The following is a 15,892-nucleotide window of genomic DNA, read 5'->3' on the forward strand; positions in this document are numbered from 1 at the left end:
CTAATTCTAATCTCGTGGCAAGACCGGTGCTAGCATACCCGGCATGTCCGCCGGGGCCAGCAGATGGAGGGGATGAGGCGCTACTCCGCTGCGACGAGACCAGTCAACCCGGCAACCGGGCATTCCTCGGCGCAGGCACCGCAATTATGCGCCTGAACCTGGTCCATCAGCGCGCGGATGGTCCGAGCGCAGCGTCCGCATTGGGGGGAGCATCCGAGGCAGCGATAAACTTCGCCGGGAGTGCGCAATCCCTGGGAACCGGCAAGAGCGTCGAGCACTTGACGGTCTGAAACGACGTTGCATGAACAAACGATCATGGCCGGCTCGAAGGCTAATTGGAGTGTTTCTAAAAACTTGGTTCTATTACATTTTTCGCAGAGGGGGCGTGCTTCCGTCAACTCCGTAGGAATGCGACATGGTGCTTCGCACGCCGTTCTGACAGTATCTGCAAGCACAATAGAGTAGTTCTATTATAGCGGACGCAGCCGTAAAAGGTGCTAAGGCACCGCCAGGGCCGGTCGCGCTCAAGCCATAAGGGTGAGGGAAGCGAGCATTCCGCGGCCTGAGCTCGGCCGCACCTCAAGTATTCCCCCCGCCGCCTCCGCCTCGGCCGCCATGCGCGCGAGACGCAGCGGCCGCCCCGCGGTGGCGAAGCGATCGTCAGCGGGCAGGCCAGACAGGGGATCGAGGGCGGCAGCCACCGCCGGCTCGTCCAGCCCGGGGCCGCCGTCGCTCACCTGAAGGCGCGCGCGGGCCTCTCCATCTTCCAGCACGGACAGCACCGAGACGGTCACCGTTCCGCCCGGGGGCGTGGCGTCGAGGGCTTCTTCCAGCATCCGGCGCGCCAGGCGGGCGACAAAAGCGCCGTGCCCCGTCACCGGGAGCTGCGCCGGAGCATCGAGGCGGAGTGCGATTCGCCGGCGGCGGGCGGTCGCTGCATGCGCCGCGACGGCATCGCGCACGAGGCGTGCGAGGTCGCACCGGTCCGCAGGCACCGGTGGCTCGGGCTCGGCGAGCGCGGAAAGGTCGTCAAGGGTGGCGGCGAGCGCATCGAAGGCGGCCTCGGCCGGCGCGGGCAGCCCGGCCGATCCCGCGTCCCGCAGTGTGGCCAGCGGCCCGGCCAGACCGGCGCGCAGCCGGCCCGCCAGACGCGGCAGCAAATCGGGCGCCGGGGGGTTGGGCAGCGCGGGCGCGACGGCGGGGGCCGCAGGACCGATCACGACGCAGAGCAACTGATCGTCGGCCCCGGCCCGCGTCACGGCGGCACGTCCCGGCGTGAGGGTGCCGGTCCGATCCCGCAGGGCAAGGGCGATCTCGTCAGAGAGGTTGGCCAGCGCAACGCGGTCGAGGGCTGCTACTGCCGCTGCCCGGTCCTCCGGTGCCACCGCGATGGTGAAGGGCTCCCCTGCCAGCTCATGGGCGGGGAAGCCCAGCCGCTCGGCGCCGGCGCGATTGACGAGGCGGATGGTGCCGTCCCCTTCCAGCAGGAAGATCGGCCACGGCACCATGTCGAGCGCAGCGCGGCGGGCCGAGGCCCGGGCCTCGCGATCGTCGGTTGCGTTCAGCGGGCGGACGACATGGATCAGGGCCGGCCGGCCGAGGAATGGCGCGGCCACCAGCCGAACCTCCACCGGCAGTCCGCCGCCGTCCGCCATGAGCGCATGCAGTCCGCCGCCTTCGCGGCTCATGACCCGCTCGAGACCGCCCGCCTCGGCAAGCGCCGCAAGGTCTGGCCAGCCGGTCATTTCCAGGAAGGTGCGGTTGGCATAGGTCAGGGCGCCGTCCTGCTGGACGAGCAGGCCCACCGGCAGGCGATCGAGCAGTTCCGCTTCGTCGCTCGGCGTGGGTGGGGCCGGCTCCTCCGTCATCTCCTCGGGGCCGTCGGACGGCTCGGGCATTTCGACGGCGCGGGGCTTGGGCCAGTCCTCGATGGCGGCGGCGAGCGTGCGGGCGATCTCGCTGAACGCCGAGCGTTCCTGCGGCGAGAGGGTCGCCGACCGCAGCGGCACCACGTTGCGGCCGAAGTCCGGGGCCTGCGGCGCGGTCTGCGCCGGCGGGGGGACTTCTTCCCTGACATTGGACGCCGCGGCGTCCGCCCGGGCCGAGGCGCAGGCGATGCCGAAGCCGCGCATGCCCACCCGGCGGCGCGCGGGATCGAGCATGGGCACGGCGCCCAGGGTCAGGTCCAGGGCAGGGTCGGCCCCCGCCGCGGGCACGAAAACCGCAAGATCGGTGAAGCTGGCGCCGGTGGCTATTGCGTGAGCGACCGCGCCCGCATCGCGGACCAGTCCGTCGTCCTCCAGCGTCGCAAAGCTCCGGCCGATCAAATGGGGCGCACGGGCGCCAAGGGCGGCTGCGAACAGGGGTGACAGGGCGCGCAGGCGTCCTTCGCCATCAGCCTCCCAGGTCACTCTCACCGGCTGGGCGAGGAGGGGACGCAGAGCCGCGGGCACCGCAGGCGCGACGGCGGGCGTCGGAGCGCCGGGCGCCGCATCGAAGGCCGCAGGATCGGCGAAGAGGATGGCCGCACCGTCCGGCAGCGCCAGCGGGGCGAAGCGGAACAGGCGGGGCGCGAGGCAGCCGGGCAGGGTGAGGCGCGCGAGGCCGAACCCGGCGGCGGTGCGGCGGGCAAGCCGTCTGGCGGTCGCGACGAGGGCGGGCGGCGCCAGCTCGCCGGGTCGCAGGCCGAAGCGCCCGACCGCGGCCGTCGCCGTGCGGACCCGGCCGGTGGGCAGCTCCAGCAGAAAGGCGGGCAGGTCGTGACGATCAAGGGGCGCCAGCACCGCCGCGGCGCCGGCCACGAGGCCGTCGGCCGATCCGTCGGCGGGGGAGGAGAGGCTGTGCTTGATGCCCTGCTGCTGCGTCATGGCCTGCCGTTGCGTCCTGCCGCCGCAAACCGGGAAACGCTGCGCGACGGTGGGACGATATTGTCACGGGGATTGATTAACGTCAGTGCAACTGTGGCGCGCGGCGCGCCATTCATATTGGCGAAGCGGGACCGCCGCATACTAAGATTGGTCACGGCGCGGTCGCTCGCGCCGCCCAAAACCCGGAGGAGTGACGGCCATGACGACGAAATTCGGCCCGGATCTCGAGCTGCCCGCCGAAATGCGGGCGATCGCCGAGAAGAACGTGGCGCAGGCGCGCCAGGCGTTCGAAACGCTGTTTCACAGCGCCCGCGAGGCGGTGGGTGACAGCGAGGGACATTTCGAGGAGGTCCGCACCGGCATGAAGGACCTGCGCCAGAAGGCCATCGGCCTAATGGAGGCCAATGTGGAGGCGAGCTTCGACTTCCTGCACAAGCTGGTGGCCGCCAAGAGCCCGCAGGAGATGATGAGCCTCCAGGCCGAATTCCTCACCAGCCAGATGAAGGCCGTGGCCGAGCAGGCCAAGGACTTCGGTGCCGACGCCAAGAGCATCGGCGAATCCACTGTGCGCAGCATGGACGAGCACGCCCGCGCCCTTGCCGAGCGCCTGAAGACCCTCGCCGCCTCCGCCGCCCAGAATGCCCAGGCCGCCGCTCAGGACTTCAAGTCCGTGAGCGAGACGGCGGTGCGCGATGCCAAGGCGACCGCCGAGCACGCCGCCACCACCGCCACTCAGGCAACCGATCCGAATCAGTCCTACTGACCGCGATTTCCGGGGCCACCCGGATCGGTTTCAGACCCCTTAAGCTTGGCTTGTGCAGCGCAGAATTTCATTTTGCGCTGCACGGTTGCTTGCGATATGATTTTTTCTGTCGGGGTCACATAGCTGCCATTGCAAGCGTTCGAAGGGTTGGTGCTGCGCGGCGCGCGACATCGTCTTCGGCATTGCGGGAAAGTCGCCTCGGCCACGCCGTCCGGGTTGCCCCGTTTTCCGAGGATGACATGAACGACACCTTCATCAAGGCCTATCAGGACCAGATCGAAGCCGCGAAAAAGGCGTTCGCGAGCAATGCCATTCCCGGCATGGAAGTGCCCCCGGCGGTGCGTGAGATCGCCGAGAAGGGCCTTTACACCTGCCGCGAGAATTACGCGAAGCTCAAGGACACCGCCGAGCAGGTGAACTCCGCCCTGGAAGACACCTACACCACCGCCTCCAAGGGCGTGGCGCAGTACAATGCGAAGGTGCTCGAGGCACTTCAATCGAACGTGAACTCGGCCTTCGACTATTTCACCTCGCTGCTCACCGCCAAGACGGTGGCCGAAGCCGTGGAGCTTTCCGCCGGCCACGCGCGCAAGCAGTTCGAGAGCCTGACCTCGCAGGCCAAGGATCTGTCGGCCCTGGCGCAGAAGGTGGCGGCGGATTCCTCCGAGCCCCTGAAGACCTCGGTCGAGAAGACCATCCGTCCCGCCGCCTGAGGCCTCCCGTCCTTTCCCGTCGCGTCCGGCCCCTGCGGCTTGACGCGGCGGGTTCGCCTTGTCATGACGCGGGGCGTCCCACCCCGCGAGCTTCGTATGCGTGCCCTTGGTTCCGTCTCGCCTTTGCTGCTCGTCGGCCCGTCCTGGGTCGGCGACATGGTCATGGCGGCGAGCCTCGTGGACGTCCTCCGCCTGCGTGAACCGGGCCGGCCCATCGACGTGCTGGCGCCCCCTGCCTCCTTGCCCATCGCCCGCATGATCCCCGGCGTCCGGCGGACCATTCCGCTGGGCCTCGGCCACGGGGAACTCGGCCTCCTCGCGCGCTGGAAGGCCGGTCGCGCGCTGAGGCACGAGGGATACGGCAAGGCCATCATCCTTCCGCGCGCCTTCAAGGCCGCCATCGTGCCGCTGGCCGCCGAGATCCCCGAGCGCGTGGGCTACCGGGCCGAGCTGCGCAGCGCCCTCCTTACCGATGCGCGCCCCGATCCCAACCGCAAGACCGCCCGCACGCTGGACCGCTTCGTGGCGCTCGGCCTGCCACCGGGTTCCATCGCCCGCGCGCCGCGACCCCGGCTGATCCTGCCCGACGGCGCGGTGGACGTGAGTGCCGCCAAATTCCCGCTGGAAGGCGAGGGGCCGGTGATGGTGCTGTGCCCCGGCGCCGAATACGGCCCGGCCAAGCGCTGGCCGGCCGCCAAGTTCGCCGAGCTGGCCGGCCTTGCGGTGCGGTCCGGCTATCGCATCCGTATCCTCGGCTCGCCCAAGGACCAGGAGGCCGCCGATGCCATCGCCGCCGGCGCGGGCGTGCCGGTGGACAATCTCGTCGGCCGCACCACCCTCATCGAGGCGGCGGCCATCCTCGCCGCGGCGGATGTGGTGATCTCCAACGATTCCGGCCTTATGCACGTGGCCGGCGCCTTCGACCGGCGGCTGGTGGTGCTCTATGGCGCCTCTTCGGAGAAGATGACGCCGCCCGCCTCGCCCTCCGCCAAGGTGATGGCGCGCGAGCTGCCCTGCCGGCCGTGCCACAAGCGGGAATGCCCGCTGAAGACCCTCGCTTGCCTGGAAGGGATTGCCGCGGACGAGGTTCTCGCCGCGGCCGAGCAGATCCGCCGATGAAGGTGCTTCTGGTGAAGCTGTCGTCGCTGGGAGATGTGGTTCACACTTTTCCGGCGCTGACGGATGCCGCCGCCCGCGTGCCAGACCTCGTTCTGGACTGGGCGGTGGAGGAGGCCTTCGCCCCCGTCGCCCGCCTTCATCCCGCGGTGCGCCGCACCCTCCCTGTGCCGCTGCGCCGGATGCTGCGAACCCCGGGCCTGGCCCTGCGCTCCGGCGAGGCCGGGCGGGTGCGGGCGGCGCTCGCCGCCGAGCGCTATGACCGCATCATAGACGCCCAGGGCCTGATGAAGAGCGCGGGTGTGGCCGCCCTTGCCCAGGGCCGGCGCCACGGCTTCGATCGGGCCAGTGCTCGCGAGGGGCTTGCCCCATTGCTCTACCATGTGCGCCACAATGTGCCCGAGGTGGAGCACATGGCGGTGCGCATCCGCAAGCTGTTCGCCGCCGCGCTGGGCTATGACCTCGACGGCCTCCCGGCGGATTCCGGCCTTCGACCGGCGCCGCTCTCCGGAGCGCCCTATCTCGTCTTTCTCCACGGCACCACATGGCCCACCAAGACCTGGACGCTGGACGGCTGGCGCGCGCTGGCCAGCCGCGCCGGGGCGGCGGGAATGGCCGTGCGCCTTTTTGCCCAAAGCGGGGAGGAACGCGTCCGCGCCGAGGCCATCGCAGCGGATCTCCCTTTCGTCCACCTTCTGCCGCCGCAGGGGCTCGACACGCTCGCACCGCAGATTGCCGGAGCTGCTGGCGTGGTGAGCGTCGACACCGGCCTCGGGCACCTGGCGGCAGCTTATGGCGTGCCGACGGTTGGCCTCTATGGCCCGACCGACCCGGTCCTGACCGGCCTCTACGGCCCGCGCGCGCTGGAGCTGAAGGCCCGCCGCGATTGCGCGCCGTGCGAGAAGGCCAGATGCCGCATCGCCCCGGAGGTGCGCGAGGGCCCGCCGTGCCTTGCCGACATCAGCGCCGTCGAGGTCTGGCAGGCGCTCGAGCGCCTCGGGGCGCTCGCCCCTGGTGGTCCCGAGATGGACAAGCGGTGAGCGGGGTGGCACACCCTGCGCCCGATGGAACGGATGGGGCGGCCAAGGAGATCGCTGCATGACCCGATCGGTGGCGCTGAGCCGCGACCTCCTGCTGGTGACCGGCGGGGCTGGCTTCATCGGCTCGAACATCGCCCGGGCTGCGGCCGAGGACGGCTACCGCGTGGTCGTCGCCGACTGGCTGGAGGACGGGCCCAAGTGGCGCAACATCGCCGACATCGTGCTGCATGATGTGATCCGGCCCGAGACGGTTAATGCCTTCGTGGAGAAGGAAGGCGGGCGCCTCGCCGCCGTGGTGCACATGGGCGCCATCTCCGCCACCACCGAGCGCGACGCCGACAAGATCGTGTCGCGCAACATCCGCGCGACCCTCGATCTGTGGGAGCTGTGCGCGCGCAAGGCGCTCGGGCTCGTCTATGCCTCCTCCGCCGCCACCTATGGCGACGGTTCCTCGGGCTTCACGGATTCGCAGGAAGAAGCGGACCTTGCCGCCCTCGCGCCGCTCAATCCCTACGGCTGGTCCAAGCTGTTCGTCGACCGGCGGATCATGGCCGACGTGGCGGCCGGCCTGCCGCGGCCGCCGCAGTTCGCGGGCCTGCGATTCTTCAACGTCTATGGACCCGGCGAGGCCCACAAGGGCGACATGCGATCGGTGGTGCACAAGATCTATCCCGCGGCGGCGGCCGGCGAGAGCGTGACGCTCTTCAAGTCCCACGACCCGCGCTATGTGGACGGCGGGCAGCTGCGCGACTTCATCCATGTGTCCGATTGCGTGGAAGTGGTGCGCTGGCTGCTGGAGAGCCCGGACGTCTCCGGCGTGTTCAACGTGGGCACCGGCGAGGCGCGCTCCTTCGCGGACCTTGCCACCGCCGTGTTCACCGCGCTCGGCAAGGCGCCGGACATCACCTACGTGGACATGCCCGAGACGCTGCGGCCGGCCTACCAGTATTTCACCCAGGCCGACGTGACGAAGCTGCGCGCCGCCGGGTTCAGCCGCCCCTTCACGTCGCTGGAGGAGGGCGTTTCCTCTTACGTGAACGGATACCTGAAGCCGCGCAACGCGGCGGTGTGAGGACAGGCGAACATGGTGCGTGAGATCGGGGCAGGGGCGGCGGGCCCCATCTGCGTCGTCGGCGACGTGATGGTGGACCGCTACATCGTCGGCTCGGTTTCGCGCATCTCGCCGGAGGCGCCGGTTCCGGTTCTGGTGCATGGCGCCGAGCGCGTCGTGCCCGGCGGGGCCGCGAACGTCGCGGCCAACGCCGCCGCCCTCGGCGCGCCGGTGCGCCTCGTGGGCCTCGTCGGCGCGGACGCGGAGGCCGGCCAGCTCGCCCGCGCGCTCGGCGCCTGGCCTGAGATCGACCTTTCGGGGCTCGTGGCAGACCCCACCCGCCCCACCATCACCAAGACCCGCGTGATGAGCGGGCGCCAGCAGATCGTGCGCATCGATGCCGAGATGTTGGCGCCGCCCGCGGCGTCCACCGCCGCCCGTCTCATCGCCGCGGCCGAAGCGGCGGTGGCCGGCTGCGTGGTGGTGGTGCTTTCCGATTACGCCAAGGGCGTGCTGGCCGATGCGGTGATCGCGGCGGTGATCGCGGCGGCCCAGGCGCGCGGGGTGCCGGTGATCGTCGATCCCAAGCGCCGCACGTTCGAGGCGTATCGCGGCGCCAGCCTCGTCACCCCCAACCGGCTGGAGCTCACGGCTGCCACGGGCCTGCCCGACGGCACCGACGAGGAGGCCGCCGCGGCGGCGGAAGCGGCGGCCCGCCAATTCGGCGGCGAGGTGCTGGTGACGCGCGCCGAGAAGGGCATGACCCTGTGGCGCAGCGACGGACGCGTGCTGCATGTGCCGGCGCAGGCGCGGGAGGTCTTCGACGTGTCCGGTGCCGGCGACACGGCGCTGGCTGCGCTCGCGGTATCCTTGGCCTCCGGCCAGACGCTGGAAACCAGCGTGCATTTCGCCAATGCCGCTGCCGCCGTGGCGGTGGGCAAGATCGGCACGGCAGTGGTGACACGGGCGGAGCTGAACGCCGCGCTGGACGCCGGCGTGCCCGAGGGCGCGCAGGCCGGCGCGCTGGTGGACCGGATCAGCGCGGCTTCCATCGTTGCCCGTTGGCAGGCTGCGGGCGCGCGGGTGGTTTTCACCAACGGCTGCTTCGACCTGCTTCATCCGGGCCACGTGGCCATCCTGGAAGCGGCGGCCCGTGAGGGCGACCGGCTGGTGGTGGCGCTCAATACGGATGCCTCGGTGCGGCGCCTGAAGGGTCCGGCGCGCCCGGTTCAGGACGAAAAAGCGCGGGCGCGGGTGATGGGGGCGCTGCGGTGCGTGGATCTCGTCGTGCTGTTCGACGAAGACACCCCGCTGGAGCTGATTACCGCGCTGCGGCCCGATGTTCTGGTGAAGGGCGCGGACTATCAGGAGGACCAGGTGGTCGGCGCCGATGTGGTGAAGGCGGCGGGCGGTCGCGTGGCCCTTATCCCCCTGGTGGAAGGCCGATCGACGTCCGCCCTGGTGGCGAAGGCGCGCGGGGGAGGGGATGGGAATATCATCCTATAATGAAATAAAATATTATTTTTCAATAACTTAAATCGATAACCTGCAGTCTTAATTCATCGCTTTAAGTCGTTATCCCGCCCCGCATTTAGTGGCTTTAATCCGCGTCTTAAAGTGAAGAATTAACCATAAATTATTGATTTTATTAGGCTTCGAGCGTCTTAGAGAGTCAATCAGAGGCGTGAATGGTAGCAGAATCCGCCTTTCGCTCGAATTCGGCTCCGGAAAGTGTCATAATTAACTATAATCCCACAAGAATTCTGCTCTCTTAATGCTCCTTGCGAACCCCGCGTGCGTTGACTGGGGCTTGGCTGAACGCGAGAGCCGTTGCGGCGTTGGGGGTGGACCCTATAGTCGCCGACTGGGCGCCAAGGGCGATTCCGCCGGCGCGAGGCGAGGGACTGCAGATGGTGGGAGAGACGGGACGACGCCGCACGTCTGCGCGGGGTATCCCGCGGCCGCATCGGCCGGCGACGCTGCCGGACCGAGGCCAGGCGCGCGCCTGCAGCCCGTCCTGCCCCTGATGACGGACGCAGCGGTGGGCGGCGGCCTCGTCCTGATCCTCGGCGGCGCGCGCTCGGGCAAGAGCCGGCATGCAGAGGCGCAGGTGGAGCTCTGCCCGCCGCCCTGGACCTATGTGGCGACCGCCGACCTTGCCTTTGGCGGCGTCCACGATGCGGAGATGAACGAGCGCGTGGCGCGGCATCGGGCGCGCCGCGGCGCCGGCTGGGAGACGCTGGAGGCGCCCCTCGCCCTCACCGATTGCCTTAACGCCCTGCCGTCCGATCGTCCGGTTCTGGTGGATTGCCTGACACTCTGGCTCACCAACCACCTCCTCGCCGACCACGACCTCGATGAAGAGGCGGAAAGGCTGGAGAGGGCGCTGGCAGCCCGCACCGGCCCCACGTTCTGCGTCGCCAACGAGGTCGGCTTCGGCATCGTGCCCGACAATGCGCTGGCCCGCCGCTTCCGCGACGCCGCCGGTCTGCTCAACCAGCGCCTCGCCCGCCGCGCCCGCGCGGTGGTGCTGGTGGTGGCCGGGCTGCCCCTGATCGTGAAGGAGGAGACGCCGTGAGCGATCCCGCCCCCGCCGCCCCGGTCTCGCCCGACGAGGCAGCCCGTCATCGCGCCAAGATGGAGAAGCGCAAGGCGGTGCAGGACAAGGAAGTGGCGCAGAAGACGGTCGAAAAAGGCCTCCTCATCGTCCACACCGGCCCCGGCAAGGGCAAGAGCACGGCTGCCTTCGGCCTCGCCTTGCGCATGCTGGGGCGCGGCGGCCGGGTGGGCGTGGTGCAGTTCATCAAGGGGGCCTGGCAGACCGGCGAGCAGGACGCCTTCCGCGCCTTCGGCGATCGCGTGAGCTGGCACACCATGGGCGAGGGCTTCACCTGGGAGACGCAGGACCTCGCCCGCGACAAGGCCGCCGCCGCCCGCGCCTTCGCCATGGCGCAGGAGCTGATGGCCGACGAGACCATTTCGCTCCTCGTCCTGGATGAGCTCAACATCGCCTTGCGCTATGAATATCTCGACCTCGCCGCGGTCGTCGCGGCCCTCGCGGCGCGCCGGCCCGACCTGCACGTGGTCGTCACCGGACGCAATGCCAAGCCGGAGCTTCTCGCGGCGGCGGACCTCGTGACCGAGATGGGGCTGGTGAAGCACCATTTCACCGCCGGGGTGAAGGCGCAGCCGGGCATCGAGTTCTGACGCGATGACCGCGTCGTCCGCCCGCGCGCTCATGTTCCAGGGCACAGGCTCCGACGTCGGCAAGTCGCTGCTCGTGGCCGGCCTCGCCCGCGCCTACACGTTGCGCGGGCTGAAGGTGCGGCCGTTCAAGCCGCAGAACATGTCGAACAACGCCGCCGTGACCGCCGACGGCGGGGAGATCGGCCGGGCCCAGGCGCTTCAGGCACGCGCCGCCCGTGTGCCCCTCAGCGTCCACATGAACCCGGTGCTGCTGAAGCCGCAGGGCGAGAGCGGGGCGCAGGTGGTGGTGCAGGGCCGCGTCCACGCCACCGCCAAGGCCGCGGCGTATCAGACCATGAAGCCGTCCCTCATGCCTTATGTGCTGGAGAGCTTCCAGCAACTGAAGGCGGAGGCGGATCTGGTCCTGGTGGAAGGGGCGGGCAGCGCCTCCGAGGTCAATCTGCGGGCTGGCGACATCGCCAACATGGGCTTCGCCCGTGCAGCGCACGTGCCGGTGGTACTCATCGGCGACATCGACCGCGGCGGCGTCATCGCCAGCCTCGTCGGCACCAAGGCGGTGATCGACCCGGACGATGCCGCGCTCATCCGCGGCTTCATCGTCAACCGTTTCCGTGGCGATCCGACGCTTTTCGCCGCCGGCATGGAGACGATCGCCCGCGCCACCTCCTGGGCCCCGCTCGGCCTCGTGCCGCACTTCGCTGAAGCCGCCCGCCTGCCGGCGGAAGATGCGCTGGCCCTCGCCGCGCCGCCACCGCCCAAGGCCGGGGCGCGGCTCAAGATCGCCGTTCCCGTGCTGCCCCACATCTCCAATTTTGACGATCTCGACCCGCTGGATGCCGAGCCGGGGGTGGAGGTGCGTCGCATCCGCCCGCACGAGACCCTGCCCCTCGATACCGACCTTGTCCTGCTCATCGGCTCCAAATCGACCATTGCGGATCTCGCGGCGCTGAAGGCCGGCGGGCTGCACCATGACATCCTCGCCTTCGCCCGGCGCGGTGGCCATGTGCTGGGCCTGTGCGGGGGCTACCAGATGCTCGGGGTGACCATTGCCGATCCCGAGGGCATCGAGGGCGAGGCCACGATCGCCCGCGGTCTCGGCCTTCTCGACGTGCACTCGGTTCTGTCGGGCGAGAAGCGGCTCGTGGAGGTGGAGGGCGTCGCGGAAGGTGCGCCCTTCCGCGGCTATGAGATGCACATGGGGGTCACGCAGGGGTCCGACACGGCGCGCCCGTTCGGCCACCTCGCGGATGGCCGCCCGGAAGGCGCACGCGCCGCGTCCGGGCGCGTGGCGGGCACCTATGTGCACGGCCTGTTCGCCTCGGACGCCTTCCGTTCCGTCAGTCTCGCCCACCTCGGCGGTGCGGCGGCTGGCTTCGCCTATGAGGACGGCGTGGAAGCGGTGCTCGATGGCCTTGCCGCGCACCTCGCAGCCCATCTCCACCTCGATCGGCTGCTCACGCTGGCCGCGTGAGGCTCAGGCCAGAAGGCTGAGCAGGGCGCCGACCAGCACAATAAGGATCATCAGGGCGTCGGCGCGGCGGTAGAGCCGCAGTGCAGCGCGCACGTCGAGCGCCGTCGCCTCGCGCCGGCCGTCGCCCATGTACGCGTCCTCTGTGGGGACACCGGCATAGACCTTGGGGCCGTTGAGCTTGAGCCCCAGGGCGCCGGCCATGGCCGCCTCCGGCCAGCCAGCGTTGGGCGAGCGGTGGCGTGGGGCATCGCGCAGCATGGCTCTGTGGGCGGCGCGGGCATCGGCCCCCGGGGTGAGCGCCGCCGCCGCTATGAGCAGCATGCCGGCGAGGCGCGAGGCCGGCAGGTTCACGTAATCATCCGCGCGGGCCGAGGCCCAGCCGAAGGCAGCATGGCGCTCAGTGAGATGGCCGATCATGCTGTCAGCGGTATTGAGCGCCTTGTAGGCGGCGCCTCCCGCCAGCCCGCCAACGCACATCCACAGGGCGGGCGCGACCACGCCGTCGGAGAAATTCTCGGCAAGGCTCTCGATGGCGGCGCGCGCGACGCCATGGTCATCCAGCGTCTGCGGATCGCGGCCGACGATATGGCTCACCGCACTGCGGGCGTCCTCGATGCTGCCACCGTCCAGCGCATCGGCGACGCGGGCGACGTGCCAATGCAAGGAGCGCTGGGCGATGAGCGTGCTGCCCGCGAGGCCGGCGAGGAGAAGGCCGAAGGGCAGCGACCGCAAGCCAAGTTCGAGAAGGAAGGCGGGCACCGCCGCGCAGGCAACCACCACCAGAATGGCAATCATGCCCATCAGGCGCCGCCGCGCCGCGGTCCAGCCGGCGCGGTTCAGGCCATGATCGAGCACGACGATCAGCCTGCCGATCCAGATCACCGGATGACCGATCCGCCGCACCAGTCCGGCCGTATAGCCCAGAGCCGCCTCGATCACGACGGAGAGGAACGCCAGATCGAACGCCATTCTTCCCCCTGCTACCGCGTTTTCGGCGATTTGAACCCGATCAGGTTGCTGTGGACGCGGTTCTTGTTGCAATGCAACGAAAAGTTCGCAAGACTCTCGAAGTGGAGATACACTGGTGTCTTCCCAAGAGATGCGGGGGCATTGACACCGTCGGGGATGTTGCGGTCATGACGATGCTAAAGCTCCGCCCGAATGCCGTCAGCGAAGGTTCTCGCGAGCCGACGATCCCTCTCGTGCCGGATCACATGCGCATCTACGCCATTGGCGACGTGCACGGTCGCCTCGATCTGCTCTCGGCGCTCCAGGCGGCCATCGACGAGGACATGGCCGCCCATCCGGGGCCGGACTGCGTCGAGGTCTATCTCGGCGATTATGTCGATCGCGGGCCCCAGTCCTCCGGCGTGCTCGATGCGCTGATGGCGCGGCGGGAGAGCCGCAAGGCGGTGTGCCTCTCCGGCAATCATGAAGCGGTGATGCTCGAATCGCTCATGTCGCAGGAATCCTTCTCGCGCTGGCTGCGCATGGGCGGGCTGGAGACCGTGTTCTCCTATATCCGTCCCACCGCCGGCGGCGACGAGGCGCGCATGTGGAACGAGTGGCGCAGCGCCGTACCGGCCGAGCACATTTCCTTCCTGCGGCAGCTCTCCAGCCATTTCGTCTGTGGCGACTACCTCTTCGTGCACGCGGGCCTGCGCCCCGGCATCCCGCTAGAGGAGCAGAGTCGCGACGACATGATGTGGATCCGCCGCGAGTTTCTCGACTGCGCCGACTGGTTCGGCCACTGCGTGGTGCACGGGCATACGCCGATGAAGGATCCCGAGGTTCTGGGCAATCGAATCAATATCGATACCGGCGCATACGCTACCGGCTGCCTGACCTGTCTGGTGCTCGAAGGCGCCGACCGGTTCCTGATCGCCACCTGAGCATCGGTATCCTGTTGATCCGGGCGGTAGGCCAGGGCTTGCTCCGGTACGGATGCGCGGCCTGCGTTAATTCCTCCGCGTCGCAACTCCCAGTCTTCGAACGCCGACATTAACCAAGCCAGCGCTAATGCCGTACCATAGTACGGATAGTTCTGTGGCACTTCGGCCACAACCCTGACGGAAACGGCCTCCGCATTACCGTTTCATCAGGCGTTGCAATAGGCGTCCCCCGGCCCTCGTGCTACTCAAGGGCATGTTTCGCAGGGGGGTCCAGGTAGTGCATTTCGCCCTGAACAATTTGCTCGGACGGTTCCGCATCGCGACCTGCGTGGCCGTTTCCGTTGCGTTGTCCGGCTGCAACCTTCTTCCCGCGTCGGGTCCCTACAGCGTGGAAGTCACGAGCCAGGCGACGCAGGACACGGACGGTGTCGGCTACAAGCTGGTGCCCATGACGGCCCAGGTGGTGCACGTCCTGACGCAGCTGGACTGCGAGGGGCTGATCGGCACCTTCCGCAACGATCGCCGTCCCATCCCGGACATCAAGATCGGCGTGGGCGACATCGTCGGCGTGTCCATCTTCGAAGCCTCCTCCGGCGGCCTCTTCATCCCCGCCGAAGCCGCCTCGCGCGCTGGTAACTTCGTCGACATCCCGACCCAGACGGTGGACAGCAACGGCTTCATCTCCGTTCCCTATGCCGGCCAAGTGCGGGCGGCGGGCATGCGCCCGGCCCAGGTGGAGCAGGAGATCGTCGAGCGCCTCCGCAACCGCGCCATCGAGCCCCAGGCCGTGGTTTCGGTGAAGTCGCAGCGCTCCAACTCCGTGACCGTGATCGGTGAAGTGACCGCTCCGATCAAGTTCCCGCTGACCTCGGCGGGTGAGCGCGTGCTCGACGCGGTCAGCCGCGCCGGCCAGACCACCAGCAAGGGCTACGACCTTCTGGTCACCCTCCAGCGCGGCAACCGCGAGGCGACCATCAGCTTCAACCGGCTGGTGCGCGAGCCCGCGAACAACATCTACCTCCAGCCGGACGACACTGTTTACGTGTTCAGCCGTCCGCGCACCTTCCTCGCCTTCGGTGCCTCCGGCCGCCAGGGTCAGTTCAACTTCGGCGACGACTCCATCAGCCTGAGCGAGGCGGTGGCCAAGGCCGAGGGCCTCGTGGACCAGCAGGCCGATCCGCAGTCGGCCTTCCTGTTCCGCGTGGAGAACCGCACCACGCTGGAGCGCATGGGCGTCGATGTCTCGGCCCTTCCCGAGCGGCGCATCCCGACCATCTACCAGATCAATTTCCGCGAGCCGACGGGCTTCCTCCTCGCCACCAAGGTGCCGATGCGGGACAAGGACATCATCTACATCGGCAATGCCGGCTCGGTGGAGATGACCAAGTTCCTCAACCTGGTCCTCCTCGGCGCCCTGACCGTGGAATCCATGACCAACGCCAACGCCAACATCTACGGCGTGAACTGAGCAGCCGGGCCGCTGCGGCGGCCCGTCCCGCGAGATCGAATGCCCCGGCCAGCGGCCGGGGCATTTGCGTTTTGGGGGCGACGCGCCATCGGTCCCTCGGTGCGCGAGAGCGGCAGGGTGAGCCCCCGAGGCTGCTCGTCCGGCATTGGGTCCGAGGCGACCGTGACGGAGTGGTGCTGGAACTGCGCGGGCTCTTGGGGGCGCCGGCGTTGCGGCGGACCTGGGCCGCGCTCGTGCGCCGCCGGGCTTTGGCGTTCGGCCGGGACCCGCGCTATCCTTCACATCCAGCGGGCGAGCGGCAGCG

14 protein-coding genes are annotated in these 15,892 nt (G+C 69.1%); 11 read left to right on the forward strand and 3 right to left on the reverse strand.

The features are described from left to right. Positions 1-80: 80 nt before the first annotated feature. Positions 81-317, reverse strand: coding sequence for a (2Fe-2S)-binding protein (locus ABLE93_RS20095; RefSeq protein ID WP_348841608.1), 237 nt, complete (start codon positions 315-317; stop codon positions 81-83). 207 nt (positions 318-524) lie between these two features. After that, on the reverse strand, positions 525-2,867 hold the full coding sequence (locus ABLE93_RS20100; protein ID WP_348841609.1) for a PAS domain-containing protein: 2,343 nt from the start codon (positions 2,865-2,867) through the stop codon (positions 525-527). Positions 2,868-3,066: 199 nt separating this feature from the next. Here ABLE93_RS20100 and ABLE93_RS20105 point away from each other — a divergent pair, with 199 nt between their 5' ends. From ABLE93_RS20105 to ABLE93_RS20145, 9 genes are all read left to right on the forward strand, one after another. Continuing rightward, positions 3,067-3,630 carry a phasin family protein gene (locus tag ABLE93_RS20105; protein WP_348841610.1) on the forward strand — a complete coding sequence of 188 codons (564 nt, stop codon included), beginning with the start codon at positions 3,067-3,069 and terminating at the stop codon, positions 3,628-3,630. Positions 3,631-3,869: 239 nt separating this feature from the next. Next, a complete protein-coding gene (locus ABLE93_RS20110) occupies positions 3,870-4,343 on the forward strand; it encodes a phasin (protein WP_348841611.1) in 474 nt (157 codons plus the stop codon). 96 nt (positions 4,344-4,439) lie between these two features. Further along, positions 4,440-5,462, forward strand: a complete 1,023-nt coding sequence (waaF, locus tag ABLE93_RS20115) for a lipopolysaccharide heptosyltransferase II (RefSeq protein ID WP_348841612.1) — start codon at positions 4,440-4,442, stop codon at positions 5,460-5,462. Next, complete coding sequence (gene waaC / locus ABLE93_RS20120; protein ID WP_348841613.1) at positions 5,459-6,499, forward strand: lipopolysaccharide heptosyltransferase I; 1,041 nt, start codon at positions 5,459-5,461, stop codon at positions 6,497-6,499. Before waaF ends, waaC begins: the two co-directional genes overlap by 4 nt. Positions 6,500-6,557: 58 nt before the next feature. Continuing rightward, positions 6,558-7,571, forward strand: a complete 1,014-nt coding sequence (gene rfaD / locus ABLE93_RS20125) for an ADP-glyceromanno-heptose 6-epimerase (protein ID WP_348841614.1) — start codon at positions 6,558-6,560, stop codon at positions 7,569-7,571. Positions 7,572-7,583: 12 nt separating this feature from the next. Further along, a complete protein-coding gene (gene rfaE1 / locus ABLE93_RS20130) occupies positions 7,584-9,056 on the forward strand; it encodes a D-glycero-beta-D-manno-heptose-7-phosphate kinase (protein ID WP_348841615.1) in 1,473 nt (490 codons plus the stop codon). A gap of 520 nt (positions 9,057-9,576) precedes the next feature. Then, complete coding sequence (gene cobU, locus ABLE93_RS20135) at positions 9,577-10,128, forward strand: bifunctional adenosylcobinamide kinase/adenosylcobinamide-phosphate guanylyltransferase (protein ID WP_348841616.1); 552 nt, start codon at positions 9,577-9,579, stop codon at positions 10,126-10,128. Further along, complete coding sequence (gene cobO, locus ABLE93_RS20140; RefSeq protein WP_348841617.1) at positions 10,125-10,757, forward strand: cob(I)yrinic acid a,c-diamide adenosyltransferase; 633 nt, start codon at positions 10,125-10,127, stop codon at positions 10,755-10,757. Before cobU ends, cobO begins: the two co-directional genes overlap by 4 nt. 4 nt (positions 10,758-10,761) lie before the next feature. Continuing rightward, entirely contained in the window at positions 10,762-12,228 is a 1,467-nt protein-coding gene (locus ABLE93_RS20145; RefSeq protein WP_348841618.1) for a cobyric acid synthase, read from the forward strand. 3 nt (positions 12,229-12,231) lie between these two features. Here the strand turns inward: ABLE93_RS20145 and cbiB are convergent, their stop codons facing one another. Further along, positions 12,232-13,197, reverse strand: coding sequence for an adenosylcobinamide-phosphate synthase CbiB (cbiB, locus tag ABLE93_RS20150; RefSeq protein WP_348841619.1), 966 nt, complete (start codon positions 13,195-13,197; stop codon positions 12,232-12,234). A gap of 233 nt (positions 13,198-13,430) precedes the next feature. Here cbiB and ABLE93_RS20155 point away from each other — a divergent pair, with 233 nt between their 5' ends. Beyond that, positions 13,431-14,120 carry a metallophosphoesterase family protein gene (locus tag ABLE93_RS20155; RefSeq protein WP_348841620.1) on the forward strand — a complete coding sequence of 230 codons (690 nt, stop codon included), beginning with the start codon at positions 13,431-13,433 and terminating at the stop codon, positions 14,118-14,120. A gap of 277 nt (positions 14,121-14,397) precedes the next feature. After that, the gene (locus tag ABLE93_RS20160) at positions 14,398-15,588 is read left to right on the forward strand and encodes a polysaccharide biosynthesis/export family protein (protein ID WP_348841621.1); all 1,191 of its coding nucleotides are present in this window, start codon (positions 14,398-14,400) and stop codon (positions 15,586-15,588) included. Positions 15,589-15,892 lie beyond the last annotated feature (304 nt).

This window comes from Xanthobacter pollutisoli (assembly GCF_040044995.1).
Taxonomy (GTDB): domain Bacteria; phylum Pseudomonadota; class Alphaproteobacteria; order Rhizobiales; family Xanthobacteraceae; genus Xanthobacter.

Coding starts and splice junctions, on each gene's coding strand:
- ABLE93_RS20095 (WP_348841608.1), bottom strand. CDS start 317: ATGATCGTTTGTTCATGCAACGTCGTTTCAGACCGTCAAGTGCTCGAC.
- ABLE93_RS20100 (WP_348841609.1), bottom strand. CDS start 2,867: ATGACGCAGCAGCAGGGCATCAAGCACAGCCTCTCCTCCCCCGCCGAC.
- ABLE93_RS20105 (WP_348841610.1), top strand. CDS start 3,067: ATGACGACGAAATTCGGCCCGGATCTCGAGCTGCCCGCCGAAATGCGG.
- ABLE93_RS20110 (WP_348841611.1), top strand. CDS start 3,870: ATGAACGACACCTTCATCAAGGCCTATCAGGACCAGATCGAAGCCGCG.
- waaF (WP_348841612.1), top strand. CDS start 4,440: ATGCGTGCCCTTGGTTCCGTCTCGCCTTTGCTGCTCGTCGGCCCGTCC.
- waaC (WP_348841613.1), top strand. CDS start 5,459: ATGAAGGTGCTTCTGGTGAAGCTGTCGTCGCTGGGAGATGTGGTTCAC.
- rfaD (WP_348841614.1), top strand. CDS start 6,558: ATGACCCGATCGGTGGCGCTGAGCCGCGACCTCCTGCTGGTGACCGGC.
- rfaE1 (WP_348841615.1), top strand. CDS start 7,584: ATGGTGCGTGAGATCGGGGCAGGGGCGGCGGGCCCCATCTGCGTCGTC.
- cobU (WP_348841616.1), top strand. CDS start 9,577: ATGACGGACGCAGCGGTGGGCGGCGGCCTCGTCCTGATCCTCGGCGGC.
- ABLE93_RS20145 (WP_348841618.1), top strand. CDS start 10,762: ATGACCGCGTCGTCCGCCCGCGCGCTCATGTTCCAGGGCACAGGCTCC.
- cbiB (WP_348841619.1), bottom strand. CDS start 13,197: ATGGCGTTCGATCTGGCGTTCCTCTCCGTCGTGATCGAGGCGGCTCTG.